The sequence below is a fragment of the Kitasatospora gansuensis genome (assembly GCF_014203705.1).
GTDB classification, from domain to species: Bacteria; Actinomycetota; Actinomycetes; order Streptomycetales; family Streptomycetaceae; genus Kitasatospora; species Kitasatospora gansuensis.
Genome location: NZ_JACHJR010000001.1, coordinates 7,553,216 through 7,567,789, shown reverse-complemented (window position 1 = coordinate 7,567,789; position 14,574 = coordinate 7,553,216). Strand labels below are relative to the sequence as shown.

The window sequence follows — 14,574 nt, the reverse complement described above, 5'->3', positions numbered from 1 at the left end:
GGGTGTCACAACTCCGCACACCTGCAAGCGAGTTCCCCGGGCCGGGGTCCGGCCGCCGGGTCCCGCGTGACCTCCACCCGGTCGCCTGGTGGATCTGGGCGCTCGCCCTTGGCACCGCCGCCAGCCGGACCACCAACCCGCTGCTGCTGTTCCTGGTGCTCGCCGTGCTCGGCTACGTCGTCACCGCCCGTCGCACCGACGCCCCGTGGGCCCGTGGCTTCAAGTACTACCTCTGGCTGGCCCTGACCGTGGTGGCCATCCGGGTCACCTTCCGGTGCATCTTCGCCACCGGCATCACCCCGCACGACCACCTGCTCTTCTCGCTCCCGCACATCCCCACCCCCGACTGGTACGCCGGCATCCAGATCGGCGGCCCCGTCTCGCTGGAGGCCACCCTCTCCGCCGCCACCGACGGACTGCGCCTGGCCTGCCTGCTGTGCTGCATCGGCGCGGCCAACACCCTCGCCAATCCCAAGCGCGCCCTGCGCGTTCTGCCCGGCGCGCTGTACGAGCTCGGCGTCGCCGTCACGGTCTCGCTCAGCGTCGCACCTCAGCTCGTCCAGAGCGTCCAACGCGTCGTCCGGGCACGGCGGTTGCGGGCCGGCCGGAGCAAGGGCATCCGTGCGCTTCGCAGCATCGTGGTGCCCGTGCTGGAGGACGCGCTGGAACGCTCCCTGCACCTGGCCGCCGCGATGGACTCCCGGGGCTACGGCCGCTCCGGCACCGCCACTCGCGGCTCCCGTCGGGCGACCGGTGCACTGATGCTGCTCGGCATGGCCGGCCTGTGCGCCGGGATGTACGGACTGCTCGACGGCACCGCGCCCGCTGTGCTCGGCCTGCCCGCGCTGGCAGTCGGCTCGGCGCTGTGTGTCGGCGGCCTCGCCCTCGGCGGGCGCCGGGTTCGGCGCACCGCCTACCGGCCGGACCCCTGGCGGGCCGCCGAGTGGGGCGTCGCGGGCTGCGGCGTGGCTGCCGCCGTCCTGCTCTGCGTCAGCGTGGGGTACGACGCCACCGACCTCAACCCGTCGCTCTATCCGCTGACTTGGCCGGGCCTGCCCGCCGTCCCGGTGGCGGCCCTCCTGCTGGCGGGCCTCGCCGGCTTCCTCGCCCCGCCGCCGGGCCGCCCGCCCGCGCCCGTCGTCCTCCCCGGTCAGCGGGACGCCGCGCCCCGTGCCGACCGCACACCCACCGAGGTGACCAAGTGATCCGCTTCGACCAGGTCGGTGTCCGTTACGACGGCGCCGACCGCCCCGTGCTGCACGGAGTCGACCTCACCATCCCCGAGGGTGAACTCTGCCTGGTGGTCGGCCGCACCGGCAGCGGCAAGTCCACGCTGCTCGGCGCGGTGAACGGACTGGTGCCGCACTTCACCGGCGGCACCCTCAGCGGCCGGGTGACCGTCGACGGACGGGACACCGCCCACCACCCGCCGCGCGAACTGGCCGACGTGGTGGGAGTGGTGGGACAGGACCCGCCGGCCGGGTTCGTCACCGACACCGTCGAGGAGGAACTCGCCTACGCGATGGAGCAGTTGGCCATCGCGCCGGAGGTGATGCGCAAGCGCGTCGAGGAGACCCTCGACCTGCTCGGCCTCGCCGACCTGCGGCACCGGGGCCTGCACGAACTCTCCGGCGGCCAGCAGCAGCGGGTCGCGATCGGCGCGGTCCTCACCGCCCATCCCCGGGTGCTGGTCCTGGACGAACCCACCTCCGCGCTCGACCCCACCGCCGCCGAGGAGGTGCTGGCCGCGGTCACCCGGCTGGTGCACGACCTCGGGGTCACCGTCCTGCTCGCCGAACACCGGCTGGAGCGCGTCGTCCAGTACGCCGACCGGGTCGTCTACCTTCCCGGCGACGGCACCGTACGGCACGGCTCGCCGTCCGAGGTGTTCGCCGACACCGCCATCGCCCCGCCCGTGGTGGAGCTCGGACGCCTGGCCGGCTGGCGGCCGCTGCCACTCTCCGTCCGCGACGCCCGCCGGGCCGCCGCCCCGCTGCGCGAACGGCTGGCCGACCGTCCCGTCCCGCCCGCCCGCGGTGAAGCCACCGGGGGCGCGCCGGTGCTGGCCGCCGATCGTGTGCTGGTCCGGCACGGCCACGTCGTCGCCGTCCGGGAGGTCGGCCTTGACCTGACGTCCGGTCAGGTCACCGCGCTGATGGGCCGCAACGGCTCGGGCAAGTCCTCGCTGCTCTGGGCCCTGCAGGGCTCCGGCCCGCGCCAGGGCGGCACCGTGAAGGTGACCCGGGCGGCCGGGGAGAAGACGGTCGACCCCAAGCGGGTCTCCGCCGCCGAGGCCCGCCGCCTGGTCGGCCTGGTCCCGCAGACCCCGACCGACCTGCTCTACCTGGAATCGGTGGCCCAGGAGCTGGCCCAGGCCGACCGGGACGCGGCACAGGACTCCGGGCTCACGGCCCGTCAGATCCTGGACCGCCTCGCCCCGGGCATCCCCGACGACAGCCACCCACGCGACCTCTCCGAAGGGCAGAAGCTGGCGCTGGTGCTGGCGATCCAGCTCGCCGCCGCGCCCGCCGTGGTGCTGCTGGACGAGCCCACCCGAGGGCTGGACTACCAGGCCAAGACGGCGCTGACCGCCATCGTCGACCAACTCGCCGCCGACGGGCGCGCCGTGGTCGTCTCGACCCACGACGTCGAGTTCGTCGCCGCATCCGCCGACCGGGTGGTGGTGCTGGCCGAAGGGGAGATCGTCGCCGACGGCCCGACCGCCGAGGTGATCGTCGCCTCACCGACCTTCGCACCCCAGACCGCCAAGATCCTCGCTCCGCTCGCCTACCTGACCACCGCTCAGGTGGCGTCGGCGCTGGCCGCGACGGAGGCTGCCCGATGACCGCCGCTCGCACGACCGCCGTCAGGATCCCCGGCCGGGCCCGCCTCGCCGTGGCGCCGGCCGCGTTCATCGGCCTGGTCGCCTTCCTGTGGCCCTTCGTCGTCGCCCCGGGGAAGTTCGGCTCCGCCTACGCACCGCCGCTGATCTTCGGCGCGCTGCTGATCCTGGTCCTCGCCGTCGTCATCGCCGAGATCTCGGCAGGCGGCATCGACGCCAAGGCGCTCGCCATGCTCGGCGTCCTGTCCGCCGTCAACGCCGGCCTGCGCCCGCTCGGCGCCGGCACCGCCGGCGTGGAGACCGTCTTCTTCATCCTGGTCCTCGCAGGCCGGGCGTTCGGCCCCGGCTTCGGCTTCACCCTCGGCTGCACCTCCCTGTTCGCCTCCGCCCTGCTCACCGGCGGCGTCGGGCCCTGGATGCCGTACCAGATGTTCGGCTGCGCCTTCGTCGGCCTGCTCGCCGGGCTACTGCCGAAACTCTGCGGCAAGGCCGAGATGCTGATGCTGGCCGGCTACGGCGCGGCCTCCGGCTACCTGTTCGGCTTCCTGCTGAACCTCTCCTTCTGGCCGTTCAGCCTCGACCCGAACAGCTCGATCGCCTACCTCCCGGGCCTGCCGTTCACCGAACAGTGGCACCGCTACCTGCTCTTCGACCTCACCACCTCGCTCGGCTGGGACACCGGACGCGCCGTCACCACCGGCCTGTGCGTACTGATCGTCGGCCCGGCCGTCCTCACCGTCTTCCGCCGCGCGGCCCGCCGCGCCAACTTCGAGGCTCCCGTCCACTTCACTCCCGCGGCTGCGGCAAGCGACTGAGCTGACGCGGCGACAGCGAAAGGTGACCGCGCCCAGCCATCGGGTTCCCTGCTCCCTCAGCGGGCCCCCGCCTGACCGACCAGCCGTCGGATCTACCGACGTGCCGCAGTCGTGGGCGATCTCCTCGACACCGGCGGCGATCGGGTCGAACACAGCACCCTGACTGCTCAGCCGGTGGCGTCGCAGGGGGCAGCGGTCAGGTCCATGTCCCGGACGTCGCAGGCGATCCGGCCGAGCAGGGTCCGGAACACCTGGCGCTCGTTCGCGTCGAGCGTCTCCAGGAGCCGATCCTCGGCTTCCCGCACCAACCGCTGCCGGTCGCGGAGGGTGTCGACGCCCCGGGCGGTGGCCACGATCCTGCGCTGGCGGCGGTCGGCGGGAGTGAGGCGGCGCTCCACCAAGCCGGCCGCGACGAGGTCGTCGATCAGGTAGGTCATCACCGTCCGGTCGATCCCCAGGTACGTGGCCAGGGCGAGCTGGTTGTGCTGGTCGCCCCGGGCGACGACGGCGAGCGTCTGATAGCCGCGGGCGCCTTGCGGGAGGTCGTCGAGGACCGCCTCGACGACAGTCCGGTAGGCGCGGATCAGGACGAGGAGGGAGAGGCCGAAGTCACCAGCGGAGTCGACACCTTCGGCGACCGGCACGGTCGGGCTCTCGGTGCTCATACCAGGAATGGTACCCACCCACTCATTGTTGGACAGATCATCTGCGCAGCGTACGATCTGCCCAACAACGCACTTCCGCCACGAAGCGCCGCAGATGAGAAGGCACACGCCATGCTCAAGATCGGCATCATCCTCGGCAGCACCCGCCCCAACCGCAACGGCGACCAGGTCGCGAAGTGGGTGCTCGACATCGCCTCGCGCCGCGACGACGCCACGTTCGAGCTCATCGACCTCCGCGACCACCCGCTGCCGCTCCTCGACGAGCCACTGCCCCCGTCGCTGGGCCGGTACCAGCACCAGCACACCAAGCTGTGGGCGGCCACGATCGCCTCGTTCGACGGGTTCGTCATCGTGACACCCGAGTACAACCACGGCATCCCCGGCGTACTCAAGAACGCCCTCGACTTCCTCTACACCGAGTGGAACAACAAGGCGGTCGGCTTCGTGTCCTACGGCGGAGTCGGCGGAGTACGGGCCGTCGAGCACCTGCGCGCGGTCGCCGCCGAGCTCCAGATGGCCGACGTACGCCAACAGGTCGCACTGTCGCTGATCACCGAATTCGAGAACTACAGCGTCTTCAAACCCGGCGACTACAACCTGCCCGCCCTGAACACGCTGCTCGACCAGATCATCGCCTGGAGCACCGCGCTCGCACCACTGCGCACGGCCCCAGCCGTCGCCGCCTGAGCCCCCCGCAGGAGAGGTGGCGCACCGTCAGATCACCGGCACCTGAGCATAGTTGCCACTTGGGCCCAGTCGTACAGGGTGGGGGCGACGGACGGCTCGGGGCGCACCGGCAGGTCGATGAACTGGGCCTGGCCGCCGGTACGGTGCGGGGCGGCCACCAGCATGCGGGCCTGCCGGTTATGTGGCCGGACTCGCCTGTCGCCTGCGGGATGTACACCGCTGGTGGTGTACATCCCCCAGGGTGCCTACTGGCCGGTCATCTGGTGGCGAGGGTGACGTTGGCGCTGAGGGGGACCCAGCCGCTCCAGCCACCCGAGGGTGTGTACCACGCGTGGTACATCACGCCGTTGGTCCCGGTCGCCATGATCTCCTCGGTGTTGCCCCGGGTGTTGTGGGTGAAGGCGGGACTGCCCGCGAACTTGACGCTGCTGTCGAAGGGGACCCAGCCGCTCCAGCCGCCTGACGGGGTGTACCACGCGTGGTACATGTTCCCGTCCGTGCTGACCGCCACCACTTCGGCCGTGTTGGCCAGCGAGTTGATCGCCATCGCCGGGCTGCCCGCGAACTTGAAGCTGCTGCCCAGGCTGACCCAGCCGCTCCAGCCGTCCGTCGTGGTGAACCAGGCGTGGTACATGATCCCGTCGGTCCCGATCGCGGTCACCTCTTGGGTGCCGGCCAGCGAGTTGTAGGTGAACGCTGGAGTTCCGGTGAACCTGACGTTGCTGTTGAAGGCCACCCAGTCGCTCCAGCCGCCCGCGACGGTGTACCAGGCGTGGTACATGATCCCGTCGGTGCCGACCGCCACGATCTCGAACGTGTTGGCAACCGTGTTGAACGCCACCGATGGCGAACCGGCGAAGGTCACGTTGCGGTTGTACGCGAGCCAGCCGCTCCAGTCACCGGTCGCAGTCATCCAAGAGTGGTACATCACGCCGTCCGTCCCGACCGCGACCACCTCCTGCGTCCCCGACAGCGGGTTGAAGGTGAAGGCCGGGCTGCCCTTGAACCGCACGCTGCTGTCGTAGGCGGCCCAGCCGCTCCAGCCGCCCGCGACGGTGTACCACTCGTGGTACACGATCCCGTCAATGCCGAGCGCCACGATCTCTTCCGTGTTGGCTCGCGGGTTGAACGCCACTGCCGGTGCGCCCACAAACCACACGTTGCTGTTGAAGGCCAGCCACCCGGTCCAGTCACCGGTCGCGGTCATATAGGAGTGGTACATCACGCCGTCCGTCCCGACGGCCGCCACTTCCTGAGTGCCCGACAACTGGTTGTTGAAGAATGCGGGCTTCCAGCCAACCGGCACCGCCGGCGTCGAAGGCTGGGTATCCGGCGGGAGCCCGGGATCCGTGGCCGGCGGCGGGCTGGGGACCGGCGGGTACGGCGGGTACGGCTTGCACTCCTCGGGGTATTTGTGGCAGATGTCCACACGTTGGCCAGGCCCGCCGATCCAGCCGATGTAAACCCGCTGGTGGGTGCCGAACTTCACCCAGGCGCCCTGTTCTGCGGGATAGACGCCTTCGAAGGGAAAGAGAGATGTCTCGCCCGACTGGTTTCCGCACACCTCAAAGGAAACCCGTTCCCAGGTGAGGAGGATGAAGTTCAACGTGTCGACTTTACCGCCCATGCAGGCGTCCACAGGAACCTGAAATGCATCCACGTCACCATGACCGCTGGTGTTTTGACCTGGCGCCACCGTGAGATTGTGGCCGGAGCGCCAGTCAAGGTCTACCACTACGTCGCGGGAACTGTGGTTGGAAACCCGGCCACACAGGACGAACGTGGGTGGCGGGCCGGGCAGGCATCCTCCTGCGGAAGCGGGAGGAGCGGCGGTGATCGTCAGTGACATCATCGCGGCGGCCATCGCCAGGGCGAGGGTCAGCCACCGTTTTATTGCTTTCATTGAGTCCCCATATTGGTGGCCCGTGGGCGAGATCAGCTTCGGGCGGAGGAGGGTCGGGCAAAGGTTTCGTGGGGGCTTGATCAGAGTGCTGAGCGACCCCCGCGAGGCGAGATTGACAGGTGCTGGCCCTGCCCGGCAAGGGATAGGGAGAAAGATGGGACACTGGGACGAAAAAGAGGCGTTGAGCTGCGGTGATGGGGAGGGCTGGGATGGTGTGCCACACTTGCCGCGCTCGGTTGACAGCGGGATGGGGAGTTCGGGGTTGACCAGACCAGGGGAACGACAGGAGTTCTTCGAGCTTCTGAGCACGCTGAAGGTGCGAAGCGGGCTCAGCTACGACCGAGTCGGAAAGAAGGCGAACCTCAGCCGGTCGAGCGTTCACCGTTACTGCAACGGCGGGACCCTGCCGACGGAATTCGGAATCGTCGAACGCATCGCACGGGTATGCGGTGGCACCCGCGAGGAGGTCGATAAACTTTATCAACTGTGGTCCAACGCGGGCGAAAAGCAGCCCCCTATGGAAGAGCCCACGCCGGTGGCAAGAAGGAAATTGCGCCGGCTGATTCCCCTAGCTGCGATCAGCGCTTCCGCGCTGATCGCGACGTTCCTCGTGACGAGACCGCAGGCTTCCCCTATCGGTTCCCCATCGGTTACCGCGAGCCACTGGTCGCAGGCGCCCGTTGCCGTTCCTGCGTCGTTCTTCGGCGTGACCACAAACAGCTCCACCGGGGAGATGCCGACATTCCGAGTCGGCGCGGTGCGCTTGTGGGACAGCAGGACACGCTGGTCCAATATCCAGGCGCGGCGCGGAGAATACGACTGGGAGATTCTCGACCGGCTGGTGGCGGGCGCTGGGAAGCAGGGCCTTCCGGTGACGTTCACCATGGGCGGCACACCGGGGTGGGCGAGCCCGGCCGGCCCCAAGACGCCGTACGACGACGACTCGCGCTCCGCTGCACCGGACGACCTGGCCGACTGGGACGACTTCGTCCGGCAGGTGGCCGGGCGCTACCGCGGCCGCATCGAGGCCTACGAACTCTGGGTGCTGGCGAACGACCGCCGGTTCTACAGCGGCAGTGTCGCGACGCTGGTGGAGATGACCCGGCGAGCCAACCGGATCATCAAGGCTGCGGATCCGGCGGCCACCGTCGTCTGCCCCTCGATGGGCGAGCTGTGGAAGCCCGAGGGCCAGGCCTTCCTGGGAGAGTTCGCCGCGCAGGGCGGATACCAGCACTGTGACGCCGGCGGAGTGAAGCTCTACCAGAAGCAGGCGAGCGATCCGCCCGAGACGATGGTGCAGCTGGCCGCCGAGATCGACCGGGCGTTCCACCGGGCCGGTGCGCATCCGCGACTGTGGAGCACGGGCACGACGTACGACATCCCCCTCGCGGAGCGGCTCGAGGCGGAGAAGGCCGCCGACTTCGCGGTCAGGTTCTACCTGGTCGGGCTGTACGCCCAGGTTCGGCGGATGTACTTCTACAACTGGGGCGGCAGCAAGATCCCGATCGTCCTCCAGCCGGCCGGCGACGCACCGACCAAGGCGGCCCTGTACGTCGAAGAGCTGCAGCGCTGGCTCCACGGGGCCAACATCACCGGATGCGGGACGGGCACTTCAGCTGGCCTTCCACCCAACGTGTGGCAGTGCCAGTTCACCGGCGACGGCGGCAAGGTCTTCATGATCCAGTGGACTCATGAGGGCACGGCTCGAATGACGGTCCCACGGGACGCGATCGCAGTGGAGACCCTGGACGGTTCGACCAGCTCCGTCCACTCCGGTGAGGGCGTCACGATCACGGAGCGACCGATCCTGATCAGGACCAACCGGGTGTGGTGATCATCGGCCCCGTTCCCCCCTCGATGCGCGCTTGCGGCTCGGCGCCGAGCGGCCTGGCAGCTTGGGATCCGGCGCACGGCTCCGCTCCACGTGGAGGACGGATGCCGGCGTGGGCTGACCGCCAATCAGGTCAGGCCGACCGGTCGGGAGCCCAGCGCCGAGTCGACCTCAAGGCGGTTCAGTTGGCCATCACGGACGTGCGGGCACAGGTCCCCCGGTGATCACAGAGCGTCGTATGATCCATGATCACCAGGACCTGTGCCCGCCCGCCGAGGCCGGAGACGAGTTGCGGGGTCTTCACTTGTGGTCGCGCAGGAAGGCGGGGATCTCGTCGCGGGTCGGGTAGTTCGGCAGGGGTGCGGGCTCGTCCTGGAGGAATGCGGTGATGGCGGCGGCTGCTCGTTCGTTGTTGTCGTCGAGGCCGTTCCACATGTGGTGTCCGACCCCGGGCAGGAGCTGCGTGCGCTGGATGGCGGGATCGTCGGCGAGGACGCCGGTCGCCCATTGACGGAGCTGGGAGGAGCACTCGGCGATCATCAGCATCGTGGGGGTCTGTGAGTCCCTCAGTTGCGGGGCGACGGAGGGCGAGTCCTTGATCGTCTGCTGGACGCGGAGGCTGGCGGCGGGGCTGAAGGAAAAGTTCTGTGCCGTGTCCTCAGCCGGGATGCGGTGGGCGTCGCGCGCGCAGTAGCCGGACGCGGTGTCGCTGCCGAGATCGGCGGCGGTGAACGCGTTGTCGCCTTCGGCCTGCCCGATCAGCCCGGTGTCGGGGGTGAGGAGTCCGAGTCGCATGAGGCCGAATGCGGTGGCGTACCGGGGGATGTGTGTCGACCGCGGTCCGGCCATGGCCGGCGCGAGGCCGCGCGCGGATGGTTGGCCCTTGTGTCCGGCGATCTGCGCGGTGGGGCCGTCCATCGGGCCGGGCTCGGCGATGATCGTCCGGTGCAGGCGGGCGGCGATGCCCGGGTCGGCCAGGGCTCGGGTGAGTACGACCGCGCCTGAGGAGAATCCGAGGATGTCGACCGTGCCCCTGTCCAGGCGGTCGACGAAAGCGTCGAGGTCACGGACGGACCTGGAGATCGTGTACTGGTCCATGGGGAGCAGGTCGCTTCGTCCGCCGCCGGCCTGTTCGTAGGCGTAGACGTCGTAGCCCTGGCGCGCCAAGAGCTGCAGGAACCGGTGGTCGAGAACCGAGAGGCCGCGAACCGGTCCGCCGTTGAGGTACACCAACGGAATGGGGCGTCGGGTGCCGGCACCGGCGGGCGGGTAGTGATACACCGCGACCCGGCTGCCGGTGGCCAGGCTCCAGTGCTGCGTGGCCACGAAGGGCAGGGCGGTGGGGTACCGCCGGGCCGTGGGCACGGTCGGGATGCAGACCGTCGCCGTCAACACTGCCGCGGCAACCACCGGCATGAACAGCGCGAGCCGCGCGGCGCGGGTGCGACGACGACCTCCCCACGATGCGGCGGCGGTCCCGGCTCCCAGGGTCGTCAGCCATGCGCCGAATCCCGAGCCTGCCCCGTCCGTGAGGACGGTCGTGACAAGAAAGACGACGACCAGGGCCGCGACGGCGGCCAGGGCCGGCAGCAGGCGTCGGGTGAAGCGGGCAAGGCGTAAGGCGAACGTGGGCACGGCGGGCCTCCGAAGTTTCAAAACACTGTTTCAAAACAACGTTACCAAAGAGGATAGGCTGTTCGTCATGGGGAGACCGAGAACGAACGACGCAACCGTCAGAGCGCGGCTCGTGGAGTGCGCGACCGAGCTGCTCGCCACCCGTCCGCAGGAGTCGGTCACAGTCCGCGCCGTGGCCACGGCCGCCGAGTCGTCGACGGCGGCGGTGTACTCCCTGTTCGGCGACAAGGAAGGGCTGATCGGAGCGGTACGCGACAGGGCCGTCGCCGGACTGTTCCGGGCCCTTGCGGCGGCGCCGAACTCCGAGGATCCCCTCGCCGACATCTACACACTGGCCGCCGCGTACCGACGATGGGGACACGGACACAGTCACCTGTACTCGGTTCTGTTCGGTGGAGTGCAATCCTTCAAGCCGTCGGGGGTGGTCGGTACCGATGACCCCGTCCGTCCGCTCATCACGGCGATCGACCGCGCCGTGACAGAGTCCGTCCTCGACGGCGAGGCGACCGCGATCGCCGTCTCGCTCTGGGTGACCCTGCACGGGCTGGTGACGCTCGAACTCGCCGGGGCCCTCGACGCTTCCACGGCAGAGGCCGCATTCCGATCGGCGATCCACGCCATGCTGCGTGGCTGGACGGCCCCCGCGGTGCTCCGCAGCCCTCGGCACGACGAACCCGCACCCTGACAGAGAGCGCGACCAGCGGGCATCGCGTGTGGGCGGAGCGTGGATTCCGGCAGTTACTGGCGCTGTCGGCATCGTTGTGTCTACATTGATGTAGACGAGCGTGGGCGCCGAGACGTCCCGACGAGAGGCGCCTGCCCATGCCCCACCCAGCACAAGTCATGGCCGTGAACGTCCTGGACGCCGGCTCCCTCCTCGGGGCCTTCGGCGCCCTCGGCATCGCGGTCGTGCTGTTCGCCGAGACCGGTCTGCTCATCGGCTTCTTCCTGCCCGGCGACTCGCTGCTGTTCACCGCCGGACTCCTGTGCGTGCCCGGCGCCACCGGGGCGGTGCACCTGTCACTCCCCCAGGTCCTGCTCGCGGCCGTGACGGGCGCCCTCGTGGGCGCGCAGACCGGCTTCGTCATCGGCAGGCGCGGAGGCCGGGCGCTGCTCGCCCGATCCGACAACAAGCGGCTGCACGAGGGCGCGCAGCGCGCCGAGGAGCTGCTGGACCGCTACGGCCACGCCAAGGCCATCGTGCTCGCCAGGTTCATCCCCATCGTGCGCACTGTCCTGAACCCGCTGGCCGGAGCCCTCGGTGTTCCCACCCGCACCTTCGCGATCTGGCAGACAGCCGGTGGCCTGCTGTGGACGGTCGGGCTGGTGCTGGCCGGCTACGCACTGGGCTCCTCCGTCCCCAGCATCGACCGCTACCTGCTGCCGATGGTCGCCGTCATCGTGGCCGTCTCGCTGACGCCGCTCGCGCTGGAGCTTCTGCGTTCCCGCAAGTCCGCGAAGGACCGGAACCGATGACCGGCACGGTGCTCGCCTTGGACGGCTCCCGTCTCGACGGGTCCCTGTACCTGGACGTCACGGATCTCGCCCACCGGGCCCCGGCCGCCGTCGACGATGCGGTGGCCGCCTGGTCGGCGTACGGCCTTGTGGTGTTCGCCGCGCTGATGCTCGCCGCCTGGTGGCGAGCTCGTCGGGGCCCCGCGCCGACGATGGCTGTCGCGCTCACGGCGCCGCTCATCGTGGTGACGGCCTTCGCTGCCGACTCCGTCTTGAAGTCGGTGTTGCGCGAACCGAGGCCCTGTCAGGTCCTCCCGGCCGGAGCCACCCTTGAAGCCTGTCCGGCGGCCGGGGACTGGTCGCTGCCGAGCAACCACACGGTGATCGCCTTCGCCGCCACCGCAGTCCTGTGGCGGTGCGACCGGCGCCTCGGCGCGGTGGCCGCCGTGGCCGCCGCGGCGATGGGGCTCTCCCGGGTGTTCGTCGGCGTGCACTACCCTCACGACGTCGTCGCGGGGGCGGTGGTGGGTCTCGCCCTCGGTCTGCTGCTGGCCCGGGCGGCGCACCAGGCCGGTCCCGCTGTCACAGCCCTCCGGAGCGGCCGACTACGAAACCTGGTGGGAACATGACCCCGCAGCACCCGAACGCACGTCCCGCGGCCCTCGCCATCGGGCTGCCGCTCCTGCTGTTCGCCGCCCTCACCGTCGTGCTCGCCGTCCACGGCTGGACTCCCCTGCCCGTGGAGTCGGCGCTGCACGACTGGGCGCTGACCCACCGTCCCCGGTGGGCGGTCACTCTTGTCGGCGTCGTCACCGACCTGGGGATCGGGATCCCGCCCTACCTCGCGGCCGGTACCGCCGGACTGCTGCTGGCGAGCAAGTGCCCGCGTCCCAGGCAGCGAGGCACCTGGATCGCCCTGGCCTGCGCCCCGCCGACGGTGCTCGCCGTCGGCCAGCTGGTGCGCAACCTGTTGATGAAGGCCTTCGCGCGCCCCCGCCCGCCGGTGGCGGACTGGGTCGCGGCCTCGCCGAGCGGCTACTCCTACCCGTCCGGTCACGCCTTCACCTCCGCTGTCGCCGCCGGGCTGCTCATCTGGGCGCTCCTGCGAGGCAGCCGCCACTCGTGGCGCGGGCCGGCCGTTGTGGCACTGGGCGCGGCTGCCGTCGCCGTCGGACTGAGCCGCGTCTACCTCGGCGTGCACTGGCTGCTCGACATCACCGGCGCCTGGGCCCTGGCCGCGATCTGGCTGGCCCTGGCAGTCCCGTTGCTGGGCAGGCTGCCATTCCAGGCCAAGCCGGAAACCACACGGCACAGCACGGTCGGCGGCGTGAACAGGCTCGGGTGAAGCGGACGTAGACTCCGAACTCGAACTACACCCATGTGGACATGGCAGGGGGAAGTGAGGACCCGGTGAACGACCCGACACGGCGCCAGGCGGGCGAACTGGAAGGTGCGGTGCTGGCAGCACTCTGGGCCTCCCAACGCCCGCTAACCGCACCCGAGTTGCAGCGGGCCCTGCCCGCCGGCCTCGCCCGGACCACCGTCGCGACCATCCTCGCCCGCCTGCACGACAAGGGCACCGTCCGGCGCACCCGACAGGGGCGGGCCTTCGCCTACAGCCCGGTGGTCGAGGACCCGGCCGCCCTCTCCGCCCAACGGATGCACACCGAACTGGACCGCGGCGACGACCGCTCCGGCACCCTCGCACGGTTCATCTCCCGGCTGAGTTCCGACGACGAGGACCTCGTCCGCGCCCTGCTCGCGTCGTCCGCCGAGCCGAAGGAGCAGCGGTGACCTGGGCGATCTGGGCGCCCCTGCTCGCCCCCTGGATCGTCGCGCCGGTCGCCCGGCGCCTGGCCCAGCTCATGCCGCCCCGCCAAGCCGCGCTTCTCCTCGCACTCACCTCGGCGGTGACGGCCGCACTGACGGGTGCCGCGCTGGCACTGCTCACCGCCGGCGCACTGCTCCACCTGCCGTTCGTCGCTGCCTTCGGTCATCTGTCCCCCACCCTGCTGCCGTCCGGCACCCTCGCGCTCACGCTCGGCTGTGCCGCCGTCCCCGCATGCCTCGTGATCATGTGGGCAGCCGCGCGCGTAACTCGCCGCCACCGCACCCGGAACCTCCACGGCGAACTGCTCGCCGCCGCGCACTCCCGGGCGGGGGACGTGGTGGTGCTGGCCGACGACGGTGCGGACGCCTACGCCCTGCCGGGCCGGCCTGGCACGCCGGGGCTGGTAGTGGTCACCTCGGGCATGCTCGGCAACCTGGACCACGACGAGCGGACGGTCCTGCTGGCCCACGAACGCGCCCATCTCGCCTGCCGCCACCACCTTCTGGCGCTCGCCTCAGATCTCGCGGCCTGCCTGCATCCGGCGCTGCGCTCTCTCCGGGAGCCGCTCGCCTACCAATCGGAGCGGTGGGCGGACGAGGTCGCGGCGACCACCGTGGGAGACCGGTCCCTGGTGGCGCGGGCCGTGGGCAGGGCCGCGCTGGCTGCGTCCAGCGCTCCGACGGCCACCCGCCCGTCGGTGGCGTTCGCGGCCACCGCCGGACCGGTCCCGCGCCGGATGGCTTCCCTGCTCGCCCCGCCCGTAGTCGCGGGCCCTGTGGCCAGGCGCGTCGGAACACTCCTGCTCGTGGGCCTGCTGATATCCGCGGCAGCGACGGCCGAGGCGACCGGTGACCTGCACGAGAACATCGAGACCGCGCAAGCCGGCGTCGAACACCGCTGACAGCAGGAC

General features: G+C 70.5%; 15 protein-coding genes. 11 read left to right on the top strand and 4 right to left on the bottom strand.

The window, feature by feature from the left end; translation table 11 throughout:
• Positions 1–2: 2 nt before the first annotated feature.
• Genes F4556_RS34130 through F4556_RS34120 form a run of 3 tightly spaced genes read left to right on the top strand, consistent with a single transcriptional unit; the run spans position 3 to position 3,657 of the window.
• On the top strand, positions 3–1,205 hold the full coding sequence (locus F4556_RS34130) for an energy-coupling factor transporter transmembrane component T (RefSeq protein WP_184923102.1): 1,203 nt from the start codon (positions 3–5) through the stop codon (positions 1,203–1,205).
• Positions 1,202–2,845 carry an ABC transporter ATP-binding protein gene (locus F4556_RS34125; RefSeq protein WP_184923100.1) on the top strand — a complete coding sequence of 548 codons (1,644 nt, stop codon included), beginning with the start codon at positions 1,202–1,204 and terminating at the stop codon, positions 2,843–2,845. Before F4556_RS34130 ends, F4556_RS34125 begins: the two co-directional genes overlap by 4 nt.
• The gene (locus F4556_RS34120) at positions 2,842–3,657 is read left to right on the top strand and encodes an ECF transporter S component (protein ID WP_184923098.1); all 816 of its coding nucleotides are present in this window, start codon (positions 2,842–2,844) and stop codon (positions 3,655–3,657) included. The genes F4556_RS34125 and F4556_RS34120 overlap by 4 nt, the downstream gene beginning before the upstream one ends.
• A 167-nt stretch (positions 3,658–3,824) precedes the next feature.
• On the opposite strand, the gene F4556_RS34115 is transcribed toward F4556_RS34120, so the two are convergent.
• Entirely contained in the window at positions 3,825–4,322 is a 498-nt protein-coding gene (locus tag F4556_RS34115; protein ID WP_184923096.1) for a MarR family winged helix-turn-helix transcriptional regulator, read from the bottom strand.
• Positions 4,323–4,433: 111 nt separating this feature from the next.
• On the opposite strand from F4556_RS34115, the gene F4556_RS34110 reads away from it, so the two are divergent.
• On the top strand, positions 4,434–5,009 hold the full coding sequence (locus F4556_RS34110) for an NADPH-dependent FMN reductase (RefSeq protein ID WP_184923094.1): 576 nt from the start codon (positions 4,434–4,436) through the stop codon (positions 5,007–5,009).
• A gap of 32 nt (positions 5,010–5,041) precedes the next feature.
• Here F4556_RS34110 and F4556_RS39255 read toward each other — a convergent pair whose 3' ends face one another.
• Both F4556_RS39255 and F4556_RS34105 read right to left on the bottom strand, forming a co-directional pair.
• Positions 5,042–5,173, bottom strand: coding sequence for a hypothetical protein (locus tag F4556_RS39255; RefSeq protein WP_281403678.1), 132 nt, complete (start codon positions 5,171–5,173; stop codon positions 5,042–5,044).
• 92 nt (positions 5,174–5,265) lie between these two features.
• Entirely contained in the window at positions 5,266–6,873 is a 1,608-nt protein-coding gene (locus F4556_RS34105; protein ID WP_184923092.1) for a PLL family lectin, read from the bottom strand.
• Positions 6,874–7,066: 193 nt separating this feature from the next.
• Here F4556_RS34105 and F4556_RS34100 point away from each other — a divergent pair, with 193 nt between their 5' ends.
• Positions 7,067–8,746: a helix-turn-helix domain-containing protein gene (locus F4556_RS34100; protein ID WP_246511165.1), complete on the top strand. Its 1,680-nt coding sequence runs from the start codon at positions 7,067–7,069 to the stop codon at positions 8,744–8,746.
• Between the two features lie 297 nt (positions 8,747–9,043).
• Here F4556_RS34100 and F4556_RS34095 read toward each other — a convergent pair whose 3' ends face one another.
• Complete coding sequence (locus tag F4556_RS34095; RefSeq protein WP_184923090.1) at positions 9,044–10,378, bottom strand: alpha/beta fold hydrolase; 1,335 nt, start codon at positions 10,376–10,378, stop codon at positions 9,044–9,046.
• A 67-nt stretch (positions 10,379–10,445) separates the two neighbouring features.
• Between F4556_RS34095 and F4556_RS34090 the strand changes: the two genes are divergently transcribed.
• The 6 genes from F4556_RS34090 (at position 10,446) to F4556_RS34065 (ending at position 14,565) form a co-directional block, all read left to right on the top strand.
• Positions 10,446–11,063, top strand: a complete 618-nt coding sequence (locus F4556_RS34090; RefSeq protein ID WP_184925647.1) for a TetR-like C-terminal domain-containing protein — start codon at positions 10,446–10,448, stop codon at positions 11,061–11,063.
• Positions 11,064–11,221: 158 nt separating this feature from the next.
• The gene (locus F4556_RS34085; protein WP_246511164.1) at positions 11,222–11,854 is read left to right on the top strand and encodes a DedA family protein; all 633 of its coding nucleotides are present in this window, start codon (positions 11,222–11,224) and stop codon (positions 11,852–11,854) included.
• Positions 11,851–12,462: a phosphatase PAP2 family protein gene (locus F4556_RS34080; RefSeq protein ID WP_184923086.1), complete on the top strand. Its 612-nt coding sequence runs from the start codon at positions 11,851–11,853 to the stop codon at positions 12,460–12,462. Before F4556_RS34085 ends, F4556_RS34080 begins: the two co-directional genes overlap by 4 nt.
• Positions 12,459–13,178, top strand: a complete 720-nt coding sequence (locus tag F4556_RS34075; RefSeq protein WP_184923084.1) for a phosphatase PAP2 family protein — start codon at positions 12,459–12,461, stop codon at positions 13,176–13,178. The genes F4556_RS34080 and F4556_RS34075 overlap by 4 nt, the downstream gene beginning before the upstream one ends.
• A gap of 41 nt (positions 13,179–13,219) precedes the next feature.
• Positions 13,220–13,627 carry a BlaI/MecI/CopY family transcriptional regulator gene (locus F4556_RS34070; RefSeq protein WP_184923081.1) on the top strand — a complete coding sequence of 136 codons (408 nt, stop codon included), beginning with the start codon at positions 13,220–13,222 and terminating at the stop codon, positions 13,625–13,627.
• Positions 13,624–14,565 (top strand): M56 family metallopeptidase, encoded by a 942-nt coding sequence (locus F4556_RS34065; RefSeq protein WP_184923079.1) that lies wholly within the window; start codon positions 13,624–13,626, stop codon positions 14,563–14,565. The genes F4556_RS34070 and F4556_RS34065 overlap by 4 nt, the downstream gene beginning before the upstream one ends.
• The last annotated feature ends 9 nt before the right edge of the window (positions 14,566–14,574 follow it).

Bases quoted from the DNA above. Each gene is read 5' to 3' on its own strand.
- F4556_RS34070 (WP_184923081.1), top strand. From the start codon at position 13,220: ATGGCAGGGGGAAGTGAGGACCCGGTGAACGACCCGACACGGCGCCAG.
- F4556_RS34110 (WP_184923094.1), top strand. From the start codon at position 4,434: ATGCTCAAGATCGGCATCATCCTCGGCAGCACCCGCCCCAACCGCAAC.
- F4556_RS34090 (WP_184925647.1), top strand. From the start codon at position 10,446: ATGGGGAGACCGAGAACGAACGACGCAACCGTCAGAGCGCGGCTCGTG.
- F4556_RS34115 (WP_184923096.1), bottom strand. From the start codon at position 4,322: ATGAGCACCGAGAGCCCGACCGTGCCGGTCGCCGAAGGTGTCGACTCC.
- F4556_RS34075 (WP_184923084.1), top strand. From the start codon at position 12,459: ATGACCCCGCAGCACCCGAACGCACGTCCCGCGGCCCTCGCCATCGGG.
- F4556_RS34100 (WP_246511165.1), top strand. From the start codon at position 7,067: ATGGGACACTGGGACGAAAAAGAGGCGTTGAGCTGCGGTGATGGGGAG.
- F4556_RS34080 (WP_184923086.1), top strand. From the start codon at position 11,851: ATGACCGGCACGGTGCTCGCCTTGGACGGCTCCCGTCTCGACGGGTCC.
- F4556_RS34085 (WP_246511164.1), top strand. From the start codon at position 11,222: ATGGCCGTGAACGTCCTGGACGCCGGCTCCCTCCTCGGGGCCTTCGGC.
- F4556_RS34120 (WP_184923098.1), top strand. From the start codon at position 2,842: ATGACCGCCGCTCGCACGACCGCCGTCAGGATCCCCGGCCGGGCCCGC.
- F4556_RS39255 (WP_281403678.1), bottom strand. From the start codon at position 5,173: ATGCTGGTGGCCGCCCCGCACCGTACCGGCGGCCAGGCCCAGTTCATC.
- F4556_RS34105 (WP_184923092.1), bottom strand. From the start codon at position 6,873: ATGGCCGCCGCGATGATGTCACTGACGATCACCGCCGCTCCTCCCGCT.